This window comes from Pseudomonas sp. 15A4 (assembly GCF_016925575.1).
Lineage (GTDB): Bacteria > Pseudomonadota > Gammaproteobacteria > Pseudomonadales > Pseudomonadaceae > Aquipseudomonas.
This window is the reverse complement of sequence record NZ_CP068986.1, coordinates 950,982-968,045: the sequence shown is the minus strand read 5'-3', so window position 1 is coordinate 968,045 and position 17,064 is coordinate 950,982. Positions and strand designations below refer to the sequence as shown.

12 protein-coding genes and 4 pseudogenes are annotated in these 17,064 nt (G+C 59.4%); 7 read left to right on the top strand and 9 right to left on the bottom strand.

Going from position 1 to position 17,064, the window contains the following annotated elements:
- Positions 1-28: 28 nt before the first annotated feature.
- Positions 29-1,468 (bottom strand): cardiolipin synthase, encoded by a 1,440-nt coding sequence (gene cls / locus JN403_RS04320; RefSeq protein ID WP_205485535.1) that lies wholly within the window; start codon positions 1,466-1,468, stop codon positions 29-31.
- Positions 1,469-1,643: 175 nt separating this feature from the next.
- On the opposite strand from cls, the gene JN403_RS04315 reads away from it, so the two are divergent.
- The gene (locus JN403_RS04315) at positions 1,644-2,165 is read left to right on the top strand and encodes a DUF3617 domain-containing protein (RefSeq protein ID WP_122534226.1); all 522 of its coding nucleotides are present in this window, start codon (positions 1,644-1,646) and stop codon (positions 2,163-2,165) included.
- Between the two features lie 109 nt (positions 2,166-2,274).
- Here the strand turns inward: JN403_RS04315 and JN403_RS04310 are convergent, their stop codons facing one another.
- On the bottom strand, positions 2,275-2,412 hold the full coding sequence (locus tag JN403_RS04310) for a hypothetical protein (protein WP_205485533.1): 138 nt from the start codon (positions 2,410-2,412) through the stop codon (positions 2,275-2,277).
- Here JN403_RS04310 and JN403_RS04305 point away from each other — a divergent pair.
- A complete protein-coding gene (locus JN403_RS04305; RefSeq protein ID WP_205485531.1) occupies positions 2,411-3,649 on the top strand; it encodes an N-acetylmuramoyl-L-alanine amidase in 1,239 nt (412 codons plus the stop codon). The genes JN403_RS04310 and JN403_RS04305 overlap by 2 nt on opposite strands.
- A gap of 248 nt (positions 3,650-3,897) precedes the next feature.
- On the opposite strand, the gene JN403_RS04300 is transcribed toward JN403_RS04305, so the two are convergent.
- Positions 3,898-4,224 (bottom strand): glutamine synthetase, encoded by a 327-nt coding sequence (locus JN403_RS04300; protein ID WP_240356932.1) that lies wholly within the window; start codon positions 4,222-4,224, stop codon positions 3,898-3,900.
- Positions 4,225-4,373: 149 nt separating this feature from the next.
- On the opposite strand from JN403_RS04300, the pseudogene zigA reads away from it, so the two are divergent.
- Positions 4,374-5,575: pseudogene (gene zigA / locus JN403_RS04295) on the top strand (zinc metallochaperone GTPase ZigA).
- A 12-nt stretch (positions 5,576-5,587) separates the two neighbouring features.
- On the opposite strand, the gene JN403_RS04290 reads toward zigA, so the two are convergent.
- Entirely contained in the window at positions 5,588-5,959 is a 372-nt protein-coding gene (locus JN403_RS04290; protein WP_205485526.1) for an NADH:ubiquinone oxidoreductase, read from the bottom strand.
- Between the two features lie 51 nt (positions 5,960-6,010).
- Here JN403_RS04290 and JN403_RS04285 point away from each other — a divergent pair.
- A pseudogene (locus JN403_RS04285) lies at positions 6,011-6,971 on the top strand (CobW-like GTP-binding protein).
- Positions 6,972-6,991: 20 nt separating this feature from the next.
- Here the strand turns inward: JN403_RS04285 and JN403_RS04280 are convergent.
- Complete coding sequence (locus tag JN403_RS04280) at positions 6,992-7,384, bottom strand: DUF3301 domain-containing protein (RefSeq protein WP_122534221.1); 393 nt, start codon at positions 7,382-7,384, stop codon at positions 6,992-6,994.
- 134 nt (positions 7,385-7,518) lie between these two features.
- Between JN403_RS04280 and pdxY the strand changes: the two are divergent.
- Positions 7,519-8,384 (top strand): annotated as a pseudogene (pdxY, locus tag JN403_RS04275) (pyridoxal kinase PdxY).
- A gap of 18 nt (positions 8,385-8,402) precedes the next feature.
- On the opposite strand, the gene JN403_RS04270 reads toward pdxY, so the two are convergent.
- Positions 8,403-8,888: an acyl-CoA thioesterase gene (locus JN403_RS04270; RefSeq protein WP_122534219.1), complete on the bottom strand. Its 486-nt coding sequence runs from the start codon at positions 8,886-8,888 to the stop codon at positions 8,403-8,405.
- Between the two features lie 310 nt (positions 8,889-9,198).
- Between JN403_RS04270 and JN403_RS04265 the strand changes: the two genes are divergently transcribed.
- Positions 9,199-10,953 (top strand): cation:proton antiporter, encoded by a 1,755-nt coding sequence (locus tag JN403_RS04265; protein ID WP_172610224.1) that lies wholly within the window; start codon positions 9,199-9,201, stop codon positions 10,951-10,953.
- A gap of 60 nt (positions 10,954-11,013) precedes the next feature.
- Here JN403_RS04265 and JN403_RS04260 read toward each other — a convergent pair whose 3' ends face one another.
- The 3 genes from JN403_RS04260 to uvrD form a co-directional block, all read right to left on the bottom strand.
- Complete coding sequence (locus JN403_RS04260) at positions 11,014-11,421, bottom strand: SMI1/KNR4 family protein (RefSeq protein WP_065988140.1); 408 nt, start codon at positions 11,419-11,421, stop codon at positions 11,014-11,016.
- 127 nt (positions 11,422-11,548) lie between these two features.
- Positions 11,549-12,403 carry a Tim44 domain-containing protein gene (locus JN403_RS04255; RefSeq protein WP_122534217.1) on the bottom strand — a complete coding sequence of 285 codons (855 nt, stop codon included), beginning with the start codon at positions 12,401-12,403 and terminating at the stop codon, positions 11,549-11,551.
- A gap of 206 nt (positions 12,404-12,609) precedes the next feature.
- A complete protein-coding gene (gene uvrD, locus JN403_RS04250) occupies positions 12,610-14,793 on the bottom strand; it encodes a DNA helicase II (RefSeq protein ID WP_122623598.1) in 2,184 nt (727 codons plus the stop codon).
- 171 nt (positions 14,794-14,964) lie between these two features.
- Here uvrD and JN403_RS04245 point away from each other — a divergent pair.
- Positions 14,965-17,029 (top strand): annotated as a pseudogene (locus JN403_RS04245) (EAL domain-containing protein).
- Positions 17,030-17,064: the final 35 nt, after the last annotated feature.

The window sequence follows — 17,064 nt, the reverse complement described above, 5'->3', positions numbered from 1 at the left end:
CCACACTTGGCGTACTGCTCACTCACCTTTACAGAATCGGCGAAATCAGCCTGGCTACCCGCATCCCCAACTGCTGCAAATGATGGGTCTCTTTGCTTTCTTCGCTGGAGATTTCGTGGGAAAGGGCGAAGTCGTCGACCAACATAGCTTCGACTTCGCGTGCGAAGTCCTCGTCCACGGTCAGCAGCATGAGTTCGAAGTTGAGCCGGAACGAACGGTTGTCCAGATTGGCGCTCCCGATCGCCGAGATCGCGTTATCCACCAGCACCACCTTCTGGTGCAGAAAGCCGGGCTTGTAGCGGAAGATACGAACGCCTGCGCGGACGGCTTCAAAGGCGTACAGGCTGGAAGCGGCATATACCGTGTAATGGTCGGGGCGCGACGGCAGCAGCAGGCGCACATCTACTCCGCGCAAGACCGCCAACCTCAGCGCCGCCGATACGGCTTCATCGGGGATGAAATACGGTGTCGTGATCCACACCCTTTCGGTCGCCGCGTGAATGGCTTCTACGAAGAACAGCGAGCAGGTTTCCTGCGCATCGGCCGGGCCGCTGGCCAGTAACTGGCACAGCACGCCGTCTTCCGGGTAACTGTCCGGCAGGATCAGCGGTGGTATCTCGCGGGTTGCCCAGAACCAATCTTCGGCAAACGATTCTTGCAGACACGCTACGACAGGTCCGACAACGCTGACGTGGGTGTCGCGCCATGGCGCTAGCGGCGGTTTGAGGCCGAGGTATTCATCGCCCACATTGTGCCCGCCAACGAAGCCTTTGATCCCATCCACCACGACGATCTTGCGGTGATTACGGAAGTTGATCTGGAAGCGCGTCAGCCAGCCGCCCCGGGTTGCGAACGCCTTGATCTGCACGCCGCCGTCGCGGAGCTTGTCGATGTAACGCGCCGGCAGCGCGTGGCTGCCGATGCGGTCGTAGAGCACATGGACGGCGACGCCTTCTGCGGCTTTCTCCAGCAGCAGCCCTTGCAGGCGGCGACCGAGATCATCGTCGTGGATGATAAAAAACTGCACGAACACCACTTGCCGGGCGCCTTTGATGGCCTCGAAGATTGCGCCAAACGTTTCATCGCCGTTGATCAACAGCTTCACTTCGTTGTTTGCCAGGCACGGCATGCGTCCCAGCTTCGGCATCGCGCGTAGGGATCGATAAGCGTCGGATCGCCTTGCTGCTACTGCCTCTTCAATCCACGGCTTCCAGTTGAAGTCGGCGATTGCCGCGCGCATCTCGGTATTCGCCTGACGCCGCGCCTTGATGTACGCGTCGAACGTACTCCTGCCGAAAACCAGATACGGAATCAGCGCGACATAGGGGATGAAGATCAGGGGCATCGCCCAAGCGATTGAGCCTTGAGCTGTACGCACAGTGAGTAAGGCGTGGATTGCTGCGACAATGCCCAGCAGGTGAGTGAAACCCAGCAAATAGCCAAAGAAATACGGGCTGTGGTAATCCATGCGCAACCTTGTGCCATAAGCTTATTGGTGTCTAACAGACCACATGGCGCCGGGATTGTCGCTATTTTATTGAGGCTGCAACTGGCTGCCCGATCTGTCGTCTAACCGTCATCGTTCAGTGACCTGCCAGCAGGTCGCATCAAGATGCCCAAGAGTCCTAAAGGAAATCCGATTCATGAAAAAGCGAGTACTGGCGTTGATGGTTTGTCTGGCTGCGCCTCTTGCACAGGCTCAGGTGTTGCAGCCCGGGCTGTGGGAGTTGAGCTCAAGCAACATGCAGGTGGACGGCCAGCAGATGCCGGACTTGCAGGTGATGTTGTCCCAATTGCAGATGATGGCGCCGCAGCAGCGCGCAGCCATGGAACAAATGCTGGAAAAACAAGGCGTTACTCTGGGCGGGAAGGGCGTTCGTATTTGCCTCACGCAGGAGCAGGTCAAGAATGAGCAAATTCCGCTGACTGATCCGAAGTCGGGCTGCACCCAGCAGATCACAGAACGTACCGGCGCTACCTGGAAGTTCAAGTTCAGTTGCCCACGCGCTCAAGGCACCGGCACAGCACAGTTCCTCAGTGACCGCGAGTTCAACACCCATGTCATTGGCTCGTTCAACGCCACAGGTCAGCAACAGAACGGCAGCATGGACACGCGCGCTGTATGGCTCGGTCAGCAGTGCGGCACTGTAAAACCAAGGACCTGACTTTCTCTGCTTACTAAGCGCCCTGACTTGTCGGGGCGTTTTTGTTTGTACAGATGACGGGCCGTGTTCCACGTGGAACATCTTGTTGTTTCACATGAGCTTTTCCGCCTTAGGCTTTGAAGAGGCTCAATAAAATCCCGCCTAACTTATAAAAAGCTTCATCTTTGCCCGATATCCCGGCTGTTATATTGTAACCATCGCCCTCCATCTCTGAGCCGGGATGCTCTTCGCCTTCGGAACGTGCCATGCACCGACGTCAAATGCTGCTCAACATGCTTTTGGCCAGCGCCGCCTTTGCGCTTCCATTCTCAGTCAACGCGACGCAGATCCGAAACGCCCGCCTGTGGCGTTCCGATAGTAAGCTGCGGCTCGTGTTCGACCTTAGCGGCCCGGTGCAGTACAAGACCTTCACGCTCAGCGCGCCGGAGCGGATCATCATCGATGTCAGTGGCGCGCGGCTTGATGGCAACTTCAGTCAGTTGGCGCTTGAAAACACGCCGATCAAATCGATTCGTTCCGGTCACTTCGGCCAGAGCGACACGCGCATCGTGCTCGATCTGACATCACCCGTGCAGATCAACAGTTTTCTGCTAGGGCCCGAAGGCGCGCAGGGCAACCGGCTTGTTGTGGACTTGGGGCATGACGTGCTTTCCCGTCCTCCAGTGCAGCTCGCCACAGCAGCGCCTTTGGCGAAAGAGCCACCCGCGCAGAACCCTGGAAGGGACCGTTCCAAGCGCGACATCATGGTGGTCGTCGACGCAGGTCACGGTGGCAAAGACCCCGGCGCCGTCGGCTCGAAGGGAGAGAGGGAGAAGGACGTCGTGCTGTCCATCGCGCAGTTGCTCGCCAAGCGGCTGAAACGCGAGAAGGGTTTTGATGTGCGCCTGGTTCGTAACGACGACTTTTTCGTGCCGCTGCGCAAGCGCGTGGACGTCGCACGCAAATACAACGCTGACATGTTCATCTCGGTCCACGCCGACGCCGCCCCTCGGCTGACGGCCTCCGGCGCGTCGGTGTTTGCCTTGTCGGAGAACGGCGCGACGTCTGCGACAGCACGCTTCATGGCCCAACGTGAAAACGGCGCCGACCTGATCGGCGCGACCAGCCTGTTGAACCTGAAAGACAAGGACCCGATGCTGGCCGGTGTCATTCTCGATATGTCGATGAACGCCACGATCGCCGCGAGTCTGGACTTGGGTCACACCGTACTGGGCAGCCTGGAAGGGATCACGACGCTGCACCAGAAACGTGTGGAACAGGCCGGTTTTGCGGTGCTGAAGTCACCGGATGTACCGTCGATTCTGGTCGAGACCGGCTTCATCTCCAACAGCCGCGACAGTCAGCGCCTCGTCACCGCGCGCCATCAGCAGGCGGTTGCCGATGGCTTGTTTGATGGCATGAAGCGCTACTTCGAACGCAACCCGCCTGCAGGCTCGTACGTGGCCTGGCGGCAAGAGCAAAAGGCGAATGAGGCGTTGGTCTGACGGACTAGGCCATGAGGCAGAATGTGCAAGTTCGCTCTCATCAAAATTGACACCACTGCAGATGCACCTGCCTAAACAGTCATTGTGGGAGCGAGCTTGCTCGCGAAGAGGTCGGAACATCCGCTGCATATATAGCGCCTGGAACACCGTCTTCGTGAGCAAGCTCACTCCCCCATGGACAGTGTTTGCCAGGGAGCCAGCACGGCGTATGGACGACGGAGTCTTCCCTCATTCCTGCAGGGGTCAGGTCACCGACAACCCATCACTCGGTCGCAGGTGATCTTGGTCCGACTCCCGCTCGAACTCGACACCCGACTGATCGTCGTCCACCCGACTTTCTGGATGTACCCCACCCAGATTTCACCGTCCGATGCCAGCCCCGTGAAGAACGTCAGCGAGCCATAACGGCTGTTAGTCTGAGCCCAGTGGCGCTTGCCCGCGCTTTCAAAGCCGCGCACGAACATCGTTTTCCCTGCCACCGCCACGCTGTACGTGTTGTCCTCGGCATCAACGCAGGCCAACAGCGTCGCGGTGCGCGTGCACAACGCCTTGTCCAGCCTTGGCGAGGGCGGCATGGCGAAAGCCTGCGTGCTCAAGACCAGCAAGCACCCTATTAACAACCAAAACCACCGAGTCATGAAGCGGCCTTAAAAAATATTAGCACCTGTGTATCGTTATACTATAACGTAAAAAGCGATCACATCCGCACTCTGGTGAAACCTTCATGAACCGCCTTCCCGTTACCGTTCTGTCCGGCTTTCTTGGCGCGGGCAAAAGCACGCTGCTGAATCACATCCTGCGCAATCGCGACAACTTGCGCGTCGCGGTGATCGTCAACGACATGAGTGAGATCAACATCGACGGCAGTGAAGTTCAGCGGGACATCAGCCTCAATCGGGCGGAAGAAAAACTGGTGGAGATGAGCAACGGCTGCATTTGCTGCACCCTGCGCGAAGACTTGCTGGAAGAGGTCAGCCGGCTGGCCCATGAGGGCCGTTTCGACTATCTGCTGATCGAGTCCACGGGTATTTCGGAACCGCTTCCGGTGGCTGAGACCTTTACCTTTCGCGATGAACAGGGCCGGAGCCTGGCCGATGTTGCCCGCCTCGACACCATGGTGACGGTGGTCGATGGCCTGAATTTTCTGCAGGACTTCAATGCAGCAGAAAGCCTGGCCTCCCGCGGAGAGACCCTGGGTGAGGACGACGAGCGGGCGATCACTGATTTGCTGATTGAGCAGGTCGAGTTCGCCGATGTGATTCTGATCAGCAAGATCGACCTCATCAGTTCAGCCGATCGCCGGGAGCTAATGGCAATTTTGCGCCGTCTTAACAGTGAGGCGGAGATTCTGCCGATGGTCATGGGGGCCGTGCCCCTTGGCAAGATCCTCGACACCGGTCGTTTCGACTTCGAGCGTGCGGCTCAAGCACCGGGCTGGCTTAAGGAGTTGCGTGGCGAACATGCGCCGGAGACCGAAGAATACGGCATCGCGTCCACGGCTTATCGGGCGCGTCGGCCTTTTCACCCCCAACGCTTTTTCGACTTTCTGAATTCGCCGTGGGAAAACGGCCGGCTGCTGCGCTCGAAAGGTTTTTCTGGCTCGCCAGCAAACACCAGGACGCCGGAAGCTGGTCCCAGGCCGGCGGCTTGATGCGTCACGGTTTCGCGGGTCGTTGGTGGCGCTTCGTGCCCAAAGCGGAGTGGCCGCAAGACGCCGAAAGCACGCAGGTGATCATGCGCAGCTGGGAGGCGGAGACCGGTGATTGCCGTCAGGAGCTGGTGTTCATCGGGCAGAACATCGACTTCGGCCGTCTGGCTGCCGAGCTCGATGAATGCCTGCTGACTGACGCCGAGATGGCGGCCGGCGTTGCAGACTGGCGCTCGATGCCTGATCCGTTTGGCGACTGGTATGGCGACGCGGCGTAGCACCCGTCTGACTCACTGTGTTTTCCAGATGCCCTTGCTCTGCTGCTCGCAGAACGGTTTGAGAAACGCAGCGTCGCTGGCAACGCCGTAATAGTGAATGTTCTGCCGATAAGGCATATTGGCCACCTGCGCGTTGCTGCACTGGCCAAATGACCCGGCAGGGCACTGCTCCGAGTACGTGACCTCGGTTTTCTGATCCTTGAGCTGGGGTTTGCAGAACCCGTTATGGAACAGGTCTGGCGGGATGTTCAAATTCTCCTGACAGACCTTGACGTCCACTCCCTCGCCTTGGCTGTGCACGACGCAAGACTGCGCCCGGACCTGCGTCGACGTCATCGCCAACAGCGTCCACGCCAGCCATATGGGCAGCCAGATTGCTCGCATCAATTACCTCCGTCAGCGCTCACTTCAGGAGCGATCTCAAGAATGGCCGACATGCTGCAGAACATCCCCACTCATGTCATTACTGGCCCGCTAGGTGCCGGCAAGACGAGCCTGATCAGGCATCTTCTCAAGCAGAAACCTGTGGGCGAGCGCTGGGCTGTGCTCATCAATGAGTTCGGACAGATAGGCCTGGATGCTGCGCTGCTGACGACCGGCGACGATGGTATCGCACTTGGCGAAGTGGCTGGCGGTTGCCTGTGCTGCGTCAATGGCGCGCCTTTTCAGATTGGCCTCGGCCGGCTGTTACGCAAGGCCAGACCGGACCGCTTGTTCATCGAGCCCTCCGGGCTGGGGCATCCGGTTCAGTTGATCAAGCAATTACAGGAGGCGCCCTGGGTTGGGGTCCTGGCGATCCAGCCCAGCGTCATGGTGCTCGACGCCCAGGCACTTGCCCAAGGCAAAGCGCTCCCTGACCCCCAGCGAGAAGCCCTCGCACAAGCTGGCCTGCTGCTAATGAACAAGTCCGAAGGGCTGAACGCGTCCACGCGAAAGGCGATCACCGATGGGCTGCCTGTTCGCTCGCAGCGCTGGACTGACCACGGCGTATTGTCTCTGGCTTCGTTGCCCGGCATCGACGTCAGCGCTCAGGCTGGCTCAGACAATCCGGGCGTCCCCCGGTCATTGGCCCACCCCCGCAGTGTGGGCAGAGCCGATGACGCCGGTCTGCCTGAGCCAGCAACAGGCGGAGGGCTGGAGCATTGGCTGGCGCTGGCACCCTGAGCGAGTATTCAATGCGGCGAGCGTGCAGATTTGGCTGCAAAGCATGGGCTGGCGGCGGGCCAAGCTCGTTATCCACAGTGAGAAGGGGTGGATCTCGGGCAATGGGCTGAACGGGAGTTTGCTGGAATGGGCGTCGAGTGAGTGGCGCAAGGATTCTCGCCTTGAGCTGATCTTCGACGTGCCCCAAGACGAAGATGCTTTGCAGAGAACCCTGGCGGCCTGTCTGCGCTAGAGCAAGTTATCCACAGAGGGTTACTGCTTCCACTTGTTGTGTTCCTGGCGCCACTGGCTCAGCTGGATGATTTCGGCGGTGGGCTTCGGGTCTTTGATTTCGAACGGGTAGGGCGCCAGCTCGATCTGCGCCGCGTGGGCACCGAACATGGTGATCGTGCCGGGATGCCGATGCTCGCCGGTGACCGTGAACTCAAAGTTATAAATCCGCGCCAGGCGCTTGCGGCCTTCGTTGTCGCGCTTGAACGCGACTCGTTTCAGCGCCACGTTGCCGTCGAGCAATTCGAGCTCGAGTTTGGCGCAATGCTGTTTGACGCGTTCCAGCGCCCGTTCGCGCAAGCCATGGGCGTGCCACAGCCAGGCGCCGGCAGTCGCCAGCAGCATGAGGACGAAAATGTTGCCCAGGGTCAGCATGGAAAAGAAACTCCAAGAGAAGGCTTGCAGCTTAACTGCGTCGGGTGACAGACAGCCATAGCCCGAAAGTTTAATTTCGCTTCACTTCGTCCGGCATCGCCACTAATGTGCCTTCCCGGTCTCAGGAACCTGTCATGAAACGTACGCCCCATCTACTCGCCATCCAGTCGCATGTCGTGTTTGGCCACGCTGGCAACAGCGCAGCCGTGTTCCCCATGCAGCGTATCGGCATCAATGTCTGGCCGCTGAATACCGTTCAGTTCTCCAACCACACTCAATATGGACACTGGGCGGGGAAGTTCTGGCGCCGCAGCAGATTCCGGCGTTGGTCGAGGGGATTGCGGAGATAGGCGAACTGGGCAATTGCGATGCGGTGCTGTCGGGTTATCTGGGCAGCGCAGCGCAGGGACGGGCCATTCTGAGCGCCGTTGCGCAGATCAAACGCGCTAATCCACGCGCGCTGTATTTGTGTGATCCGGTGATGGGGCACCCGGAGAAGGGCTGCATCGTGCCGCAGGAGGTCAGCGATTTCCTGCTCGATGAAGCCGCTGCGGTTGCTGACTTTCTGTGTCCGAATCAGCTGGAGCTGGACAGCTTTTCCGGCCGCAAACCCGAATCGTTGCTCGACTGCGTGGCCATGGCGCGAGCATTGCTGGCCCGAGGCCCCAAGGCGGTAGTCGTCAAGCACCTGGCCTACCAGGGTAAACCCGCGGACGGCTTTGAGATGCTGCTGGTGACCGAGCACGACACCTGGCACTTGCGCCGACCGCTCCTGGCATTCCCTCGACAGCCGGTCGGCGTGGGCGACCTGACGTCCGGGCTGTTCCTGTCACGCGTTCTGCTCGGTGACGACTTGCGCAGCGCCTTCGAATTCGCGGCGTCAGCGGTGCATGAAGTGCTGCTGGAAACCCAGGCCTGCGGCAGCTACGAGCTGGAACTGGTACGCGCGCAAGACCGAATCGCTCACCCGCGCGTCAGGTTCGAAGGAGTCCGGCTTTAAACTGAACCGGATGCTGGCTTAAACCGGCTCATCCTTGATTTCACGATAACGCTTCTCCAGTTCCTGACGGATCTGGCGGCGTTGTTGCGCCTGCACGTAACGGCGCTTGTCTTCGCTGTTGGCCGGCGTCAGTGGCGGTACGCTGGCAGGTTTGCGCTGGTCGTCCACCGCCACCATGGTGAAGAAGCAGCTGTTGGTGTGACGAACCGAGCGCTCGCGGATGTTTTCGGTCACGACTTTGATGCCCACCTCCATGGACGTATTGCCGGTGTAATTGACCGATGCCAGGAACGTGACCAGCTCGCCGACGTGAATGGGCTCACGGAAAATCACCTGATCCACCGACAGGGTCACCACATAGCGGCCTGCGTAACGGCTCGCGCACGCGTAGGCCACTTCATCGAGGTACTTCAGCAGCGTCCCGCCGTGCACGTTGCCGGAAAAGTTGGCCATGTCCGGGGTCATCAATACAGTCATCGACAGCTGGGCGTTTCCGGGTTCCATAGCGTTGCTCACGGTCTAAAAGGGTCAGAAGGCACCTTGCTCGGGTGCTCGAATGCAGATTGGCGACAAAACCATCGATACCGGGACGCCAACGACCGCTCCGCCGTCACGCCCTGTACCCATCTGTTTCCATATATTGCACTGGCTTCTCGCGCTTTTGTGCGGTGTTAACCTGCGGAAGCCCTTGGATGGGGTAAATCCTGCGTCTCAGTCAGAATATTCAGGCTTCGTTGGCGAGTTTTCGTACAGCAGTCGTCTCTCTTTCAGACGGATACGCGTATTTCATCGATTGCCAGCAGGAGCAGCGCCCATGCATGCCATCAGTTTCATTCAAGACTTGGCTGTGATCATGCTCGTCGCTGGCGTCGTAACGGTGGTGTTTCATCGGCTCAAGCAACCGGTGGTGCTGGGCTATATCGTCGCCGGCTTCATCATCGGCCCGCATACCCCGCCGTTTGGCCTCATTCACGACGAGGACACCATCAAGACCCTCGCCGAACTCGGCGTGATCTTTCTGATGTTCTGCCTCGGCCTGGAATTCAGTCTGCGCAAGCTGTTCAAGGTCGGCGCGACGGCGTTCATTGCCGCGTTTCTCGAAATCATGCTGATGATCTGGATCGGTTACGAAATCGGCCAGTTCTTCGCCTGGAACACCATGGATTCGCTGTTCCTGGGTGCCATTCTGGCAATCTCGTCCACCACCATCATCGTCAAAGCGCTCAACGACCTGAAGATGAAAAACCAGCGCTTCGCCCAGCTGATTTTCGGTGTGCTCATCGTTGAGGACATCCTCGGCATTGGCATCATCGCGCTCTTGTCAGGCATCGCCGTGAGCGGCACGGTCAGCTCCGGTGAGGTGTTTTCCACGGTCGGCAAGCTGTCGCTATTCATGATTGTCGCGCTGGTCATCGGCATCTTGGTCGTGCCGCGGTTGCTGGCTTATGTGGCGAAGTTCGAAAGCAACGAGATGCTGCTGATCACGGTGCTAGGCCTGTGCTTCGGGTTTTGCCTGCTGGTGGTCAAACTCGAGTACAGCATGGTGCTGGGCGCATTTCTCATCGGTGCGATCATGGCCGAATCCAGGCAACTGGCGAAGATCGAGCACTTGGTCGAGCCCATCCGTGACATGTTCAGCGCGATCTTCTTCGTCGCAATCGGCTTGATGATCGATCCGAAGATTCTGCTCGATTACGCCTGGCCCATCGCGGTGATCACCGTCGCTGTGGTGCTGGGCAAGATGATTTCCTGTGGGCTTGGCGCTTTCATCGCCGGCAACGACGGCAAGACTTCGCTGCGGGTGGGGATGGGGCTGTCACAGATTGGCGAATTCTCCTTCATCATCGCAGCGCTGGGGATGACACTGCAGGTCACCAGCGATTTCCTCTACCCGGTCGCCGTGGCGGTCTCCGCGATCACGACGCTCTTGACCCCTTATCTCATCCGCGCAGCAGACCCTCTGTCCCACACGCTGGGCGCCATTGTTCCTGCACGCATGGCGCGTGTGTTTGGAATGTACGGGGAGTGGCTGCGCAGCATTCAGCCCCAGGGGCAGGGCGCAGTGCTGGCAGCGATGATCCGGAAGATTCTGCTGCAAGTCGGTATCAATCTGGCGCTGGTCATCGCCATCTTCTTCACCGGGGCATTTTTTGCGGAGCGGATTGGTGTGTATTTCAGCGATTGGGTCAGCGATGTCGGGCAGCAAAAAGCCTGGATCTGGGGTGCGTCGTTGCTGCTGTCACTGCCGTTTCTGATCGCTGCTTATCGCAAGCTCAAGGCGCTGTCGATGCTGCTGGCAGAGATGAGCGTGAAGCCGGAGATGGCGGGCAGGCACACCGCGCGCGTCCGTCGGGTGATCGCCGAAGTGATTCCGCTGCTGTCATTGATGGTGATTTTCCTGCTCATCGCATTGCTGTCATCCAGCATGCTGCCGACGCGTGAGTGGTTAATGCTGATCGTCGTTGTGGCGGCCGTAGTGGCTGCGGTGCTGTGGCGCTGGTTCATCCGGGTGCATACGCGCATGCAGATCGCGTTGCTTGAAACCCTGGGCAATCATCCTGAGCCCTGAGTTGTAAATCAGCGTTGAGGTGCGTGCCTCAACGCTGATTCAGGGGAGCGGTTGTGCTTCTCAGCTTTCCAGCCAGACGTCCCGCGCCCAGTGCCAGACGGACTCCCAGCTTTCTTCGGTGACGAGCTCTTCTTCGCCAGACCACAGCACCACAGTGCCGTCTTCTTCAACGCAGTAGTAATCCTCGCCGTCCTGACAGATCGGGATCAGCTCGCGTGGCACGCCGATGTCCCAGGCGGTCGCCGCCACTTCCGGCAAATACGTATGCGAGCCCGGATCAGTGACAGTGACGGGCTCAAGGCTGCCGTAGACCACGTCGCTGACGGTCAGCAAGAACTCCTTGAAGACGAAGGGGATATTGATGAACAGTTGCTCCTCAACCTCGACCAACTGATCTTCATCAGGCAGCTCGAGCGGGACAGGGACCGGTTCATTGGCTTCACGGAGTTGTTCGATGACTTCTTCCACGACGTGGATCCTCTAACGATTTGCGCGGGTTATACAGTAGCTCAAAGGCATCGCCAAATTAACTTGGCTTCTATAAAAGCAGAACCCCGGAACAAGTCCGGGGTTCAGTTGCAGCAGCTCAGCGGTATTAGCCGTTCTGGCGGATACCTGCCACCAGCCAAGGCTGGTTGTCGCCCTGAGCGCGTTCCATGTTCCAGCTTTCGCTGAAGACTTCGCCCTGATCGAAGCGCGACGTTTTCGACACACCGCTGAAGGTCAGCGTGGCGATGGTCTTGTCGGCGCGGTCATCCAGACCGTCGAGCTGCACGGAAAGGTTGTCGATGAACGTGGACTGAAAGCCTTCACCGAGATCGGCGCGTTCTTTCTTCAGGAACTGCAGCATCTGCGGGGTCACGAACTCGGAAATCTTATCCATCTCGTTCGCATCCCAGTGCTGTTGCAGCGACTGGAAGTGGCTGCGGGCCGCTTCAATGAAGCGTTCTTCGTTGAACCAGGCTGGCGCGTTGATCACTGGACGGGCTGCCGCTGCTGGAGCGGAACCGCCGAAGATCGAGTTCTGGGCCGGTTGTGGTTGTTCGAAGGTTTCACGCTGGTAAGGAGCACCGGCGGGAGCCATCTGCGGCTGCTGTTTGCGTCGACGGGCCGCGATGAAGCGGAAGATCACGAAGGCGATGATCGCCATGATCAGGATGTCGAAGAACTGCATGCCCTCGAAGCCACCGCCCATGAACATGGAGGCCAGAAGACCACCGGCAGCGAGACCGGCCAGTGGGCCCAGCCATTTGGAAGCACCGCCCGCAGCAGGCGCAGGACGGCCAGCGGCGTTAGGTGCTGCGGCAGGAGTAGAAGGAGCTGTTTGACGCGCCTGGTGACTTGGCGCCGAGCCCATGCTCTTGCCACCACCGAAACGCGCAGCATTGACATCAAGGCTCATGGTGAGCCCGATGATCATTGCCAAAGCGATGCTAAGAAAACGTTGCATAAGGGAATTCCCGTTTGTGGATTGCACGCGCGCCATGTTGCACAGGACAAATGGGGATGACCAGCGGCCATATGTTTCCGGCTTTTGCGTGAATCTTCACCTGCCTGTCCTACTTGGGTTGTAGGCAGATGAAGAAAGTTCTGTAGGAAAGATGGGGGGTGGATGTGGGAATGCAAGGGTTGCATCAACGCATCGCCAGTCGTCGATCAGACAGGCTCAAGCTTCGCGTACCCCAGCATCAGCCACTTGCTGCCTTCCGAGAAATTCACCTGGACCCGTGCCTGAGCGCCTGAACCCTCGAAGTTGAGGATCACGCCTTCACCGAACACCGCATGCTGCACGTGCTGACCCAGGGAGAACTGGCTCTGCGGAATGGCTTCGCCATCGAACAGACGACTTGGGGCCATGGTTTTGGAGCCGCCGAACGGACGGGTCACGCTGTTGGACAGCCGCACTTCCTGAATCAGGTTGGGCGGTACCTCCCGTACGAAGCGCGAGACCTTGTTGTAGGTTTCGCTGCCGTACAGGCGTCGCGTTTCTGCGTATGTCATCACTAGATGCTGCATCGCGCGGGTAATGCCCACGTAAGCCAGACGACGCTCTTCCTCCAGACGCCCCGGCTCTTCCAGGCTCATCTTGTGCGGAAACAGGCCTTCTTCCATGCCCACCAGGAAGACGTACGGGAACTCCAGACCTTTGGCGCTGTGCAGCGTCATCAACTGGATGCTGTCTTCGTGCTCATCCGCCTGCGTATCGCCTGCCTCCAACGAGGCGTGCCCGAGGAATGCAGCCAGCGGCGTCAGGTCTTCCTCTTCGTCACTGTTCTCGAAAGCGCGCGCGGCGCTGACCAGTTCCTCAAGGTTTTCCACCCGGGCCTGGCCTTTCTCGCCTTTTTCTTCCTTGTGGTACGTGATCAGGCCGGACTGCTCGATGACCGTTTGGGTCATCAGGTGCAGGGGCATGTCTGCGGCCTTCGCGGCGAGGTTTTCGATCAGTTCGATGAACGCCCCCAGCGCGCTCGCCGCACGACCGGCCAAGCCTTTGTTGGCGACCAGCAGGCGCATGGCCTCCCACATCGACACGTCGGCATGGCGCGCGTGCTCGCGAATCGCTTCGACGGTTTTCTCGCCGATACCGCGAGGTGGAACGTTGATCACCCGCTCCAGCGCTGAGTCGTTGCCGCGACCGTCAAGCAGGCGCATATACGCCATGGCGTTCTTGATTTCGGCGCGCTCGAAGAATCGCTGGCCACCGTAGATACGGTACGGGATGCGCTCGCGCAGCAAGGCTTCTTCAAGTACCCGCGATTGGGCGTTGGAGCGGTACAGAATGGCGATGTCGCTGCGCGCGAGGCCGGTCTTGATCGCGCTTTCAATGGTCTCGACCACGTAGCGCGCTTCGTCGTGTTCGTTGAATGCTGCGTAAAGGCTGATCAGTTCGCCATCGCCGACGTCCGTCCACAGCTCTTTGCCCAGACGCCCGGTGTTGTTGACGATCAAGCCGTTGGCGGCCTTGAGGATGCTCGCGGTGGAGCGATAGTTTTGCTCCAGGCGAATGGTCTCGGTGTCGGGGAAGTCTTCGGAATACTGATGAATATTCTCGATCTTCGCGCCGCGCCAGCCGTAAATGGACTGATCGTCGTCGCCGACCACCATCAGGCTGTCGCCACCCTGGGCGAGCAGGCGCAACCAGGCGTATTGAACGGCGTTGGTGTCCTGGAATTCGTCCACCAGCACGTGGCGGAAACGACGCTGGTAATGCGCAAGCAGGCTCGGGTTGTCGCGCCAAAGGTCCAGCGCCCGAAGCAGTAACTCCGAGAAGTCAATAACGCCAGCGCGCTGACAGGCCGCTTCGTACGCCTCGTAGACCGACTTCATGGTCGTCAGAAACAGGTCGCCCGAAGCCTGAATGTGTTTGGGGCGTAGCCCTTCGTCCTTCTGCCCATTGATGAACCACTGCGCCTGCCGTGCCGGCCAGCGCTGCTCATCAAGGTTCAGCTCGCGCATGACGCGCTTGACCAATCGCTGTTGGTCATCGCTGTCAAGAATCTGGAAGCTCTGATTCAGCCCCGCTTCCTGCCAGTGCGCCCGGAGCAGGCGATGCGCCAGGCCGTGGAAGGTGCCCACCCACATGCCGGCCGGGTTGATACCCATCAACTGCTCGATGCGATGGCGCATCTCGGCAGCGGCCTTGTTGGTAAACGTCACCGACAGGATCGAGTGCGGCGAGGCGTTCTCGACCTGGATTAACCAGGCGATACGGTGCACCAACACACGGGTTTTGCCGGAACCAGCGCCGGCCAGGACCAACTGACGACCCACGGAGGCAGCTACGGCCTGGCGTTGGGCATCGTTGAGGGAGTTAAGCAGAAGGGAGAGGTCATCGCGCATCGGGGCATTCTAGGGTGCCGTGAGGGCATGGGCAAACCCTAACGCTGGCCGGTCGTGATGTTACCGGTCCCATTTTTGCCGTCTGTAGATTTTAATTAATGACTGTTTGGTCTCGACGATCCCTTGTGTATCCTCCGCGAACGTTCAAGGCCCCCAATTATAAGAACCGCCATGACCTTCAGCTCCGAAGCCCCGGCAGACGCGGTGGCGACACGTCGTGTCATCTGCAAGCAGTTCGCGACTCAGCTCGCCGCCGAGCGCACCCGCCTTCTTTATCAGGGATCGCTGCTGCCGACTCTGTTCATGTTCATCAATGGTTTGCTCTGCGCCTGGCTGCTCTGGAGCCCCGAGCGTTACGTGCTGGTGGGCGTCTGGCTGGGTTGGCTGTCAGCGCTGGTGTGTCTGCGTGTGCTGCAAGTCGCAGCGTTCAGGTCAGCATCACTCGATCGTCGATCGCAGCCGATCTGGAATCGCATGTTTCTGGCCGGCGCATGCGTCAGCGGTTTCACCCTTTCCAGCGCTGCGCTGGTGCTGATGCCGGCGCAAAGCCTCGCCCAACAGGCTTGGGTGTTCGGTCTGATCGGCGCTGCGACGCTTTCTGCCAGCGTGGCCTATGCCGTCAGCATTCCGGCGTTCCTCACGTTCACGCTGCCGTGTCTGCTGCCGCCCATTGTCTATCTGTTCGGGGCCGGCGATTCGCAGCGCCACGGCTGGGGTTGGCTCGGATTGATTTTGCTGCTGGCGCTGATCGTGGTGGCCGCTCAGGTCAACCGCTTGATCGAGCGGGGCCTGATCCGGCGATTTCAGAACGTGGCGCTCATTGAACACCTTCAACAGGCCCAGGCTAAAAGCGACGAGCTCAACCGCGAACTGACGCGTCAGTACGAAGAACGTACGCGTTACCTGACCCATTACGATGAGCTGACCGGCCTCGCCAATCGCGCCCTGTTCAATGAGCGACTGCGTGAGGCCAATCAGCGTGCGCGGCACGGGGGCGGACGCTGGCCCTGTTGCACATCAACCTTGATCGCTTCAAATTGCTCAACGACAGCCTGGGTCACGACATTGCTGACCAATTGCTGCGCCTTGTCGCGCGCCGGCTGAATGCCAACGTGGCAGATGCCGATACCGTCGCGCGTTTGTCTGCGGACGAGTTTGCCGTGCTGTTCGACAGCCATGGCAATCTGACCACGCTGGCACGGATCACGACGCGCCTGCTGGCGAAGCTGCGCTCGCCCATATCGGTTTCCGGCCATGAGCTGGTGGTCAGCGCCTCCATCGGCATCGCGTTGCTGCCGGGTTCTGCCCGAGACATCGCCGCGCTGGTCAGCCAGGCGAATATGGCGATGCAGCACGCCAAACATCTTGGCGGCGACAATTTCCAGTTCTACAGCGAGAGCCTTGAGGCGGGGACGCCCGGTCGCCTGCAGCTGGAAATTCAGTTGCGGCGCGCGATTGCAGAAGGGCAGCTGGAGGTTTTTACCAGCCGAAGCTGGAGCTGGAAAGCGGGCGCCTGAATTCCGCGGAGGCTCTGGTGCGCTGGCGTCATCCCGAGCGCGGTCTGATTGCGCCTGGTGAGTTTATCGGGTTGGCGGAGGAGACCGGCCTGATCGCCAACATCGGGGAGTTCGTGCTGCGCAAAGCCTGCCATCAAGCCTGCGAATGGCAGCGCGAGGGCCTGGCTCCAATCAGGGTATCGGTCAATTTGTCGGTGCATCAGATGCGGCAGGGCAAGTTGGTCAGCCTCGTGCGCCAAGTGCTTGAAGAAACAGGGCTTGCGCCGCAATACCTGGAGCTGGAGCTCACCGAGAGTCAGTTGCTCGAAAGCGTCGAGCACATCATCACAACGTTTCAGCAGTTGCGCGCACTTGGGGTGAAACTGGCCATCGACGACTTCGGCACCGGCTATTCATCGTTGAGCTACCTGAAACGTTTTCCAGTGCACTACGTGAAGATCGATCAGGCCTTCATTCGTGGTTTGAATGAAGGGGCAGAAGACGCGGCGATTACTCGGGCGATCATCGCGATGGCCCACAGTCTTGACCTCAGGGTGGTGGCCGAAGGCGTGGAAGATTGCGAACAGTTGGAGTTTCTCAGGTCTCACGGTTGCGACGAGGTGCAAGGCTATTTGATCAGTCGGCCGGTGGAGGCCTGCATAATGGGCAGTATCCTGCGCAGTCAGCTTACCGAAGCCTGGAGCCCTGTGCGAAAAGCCCTACACTACACAGCGACATGACCCTCAACAGCAATCGGTTGACTGCGGGAAGATCG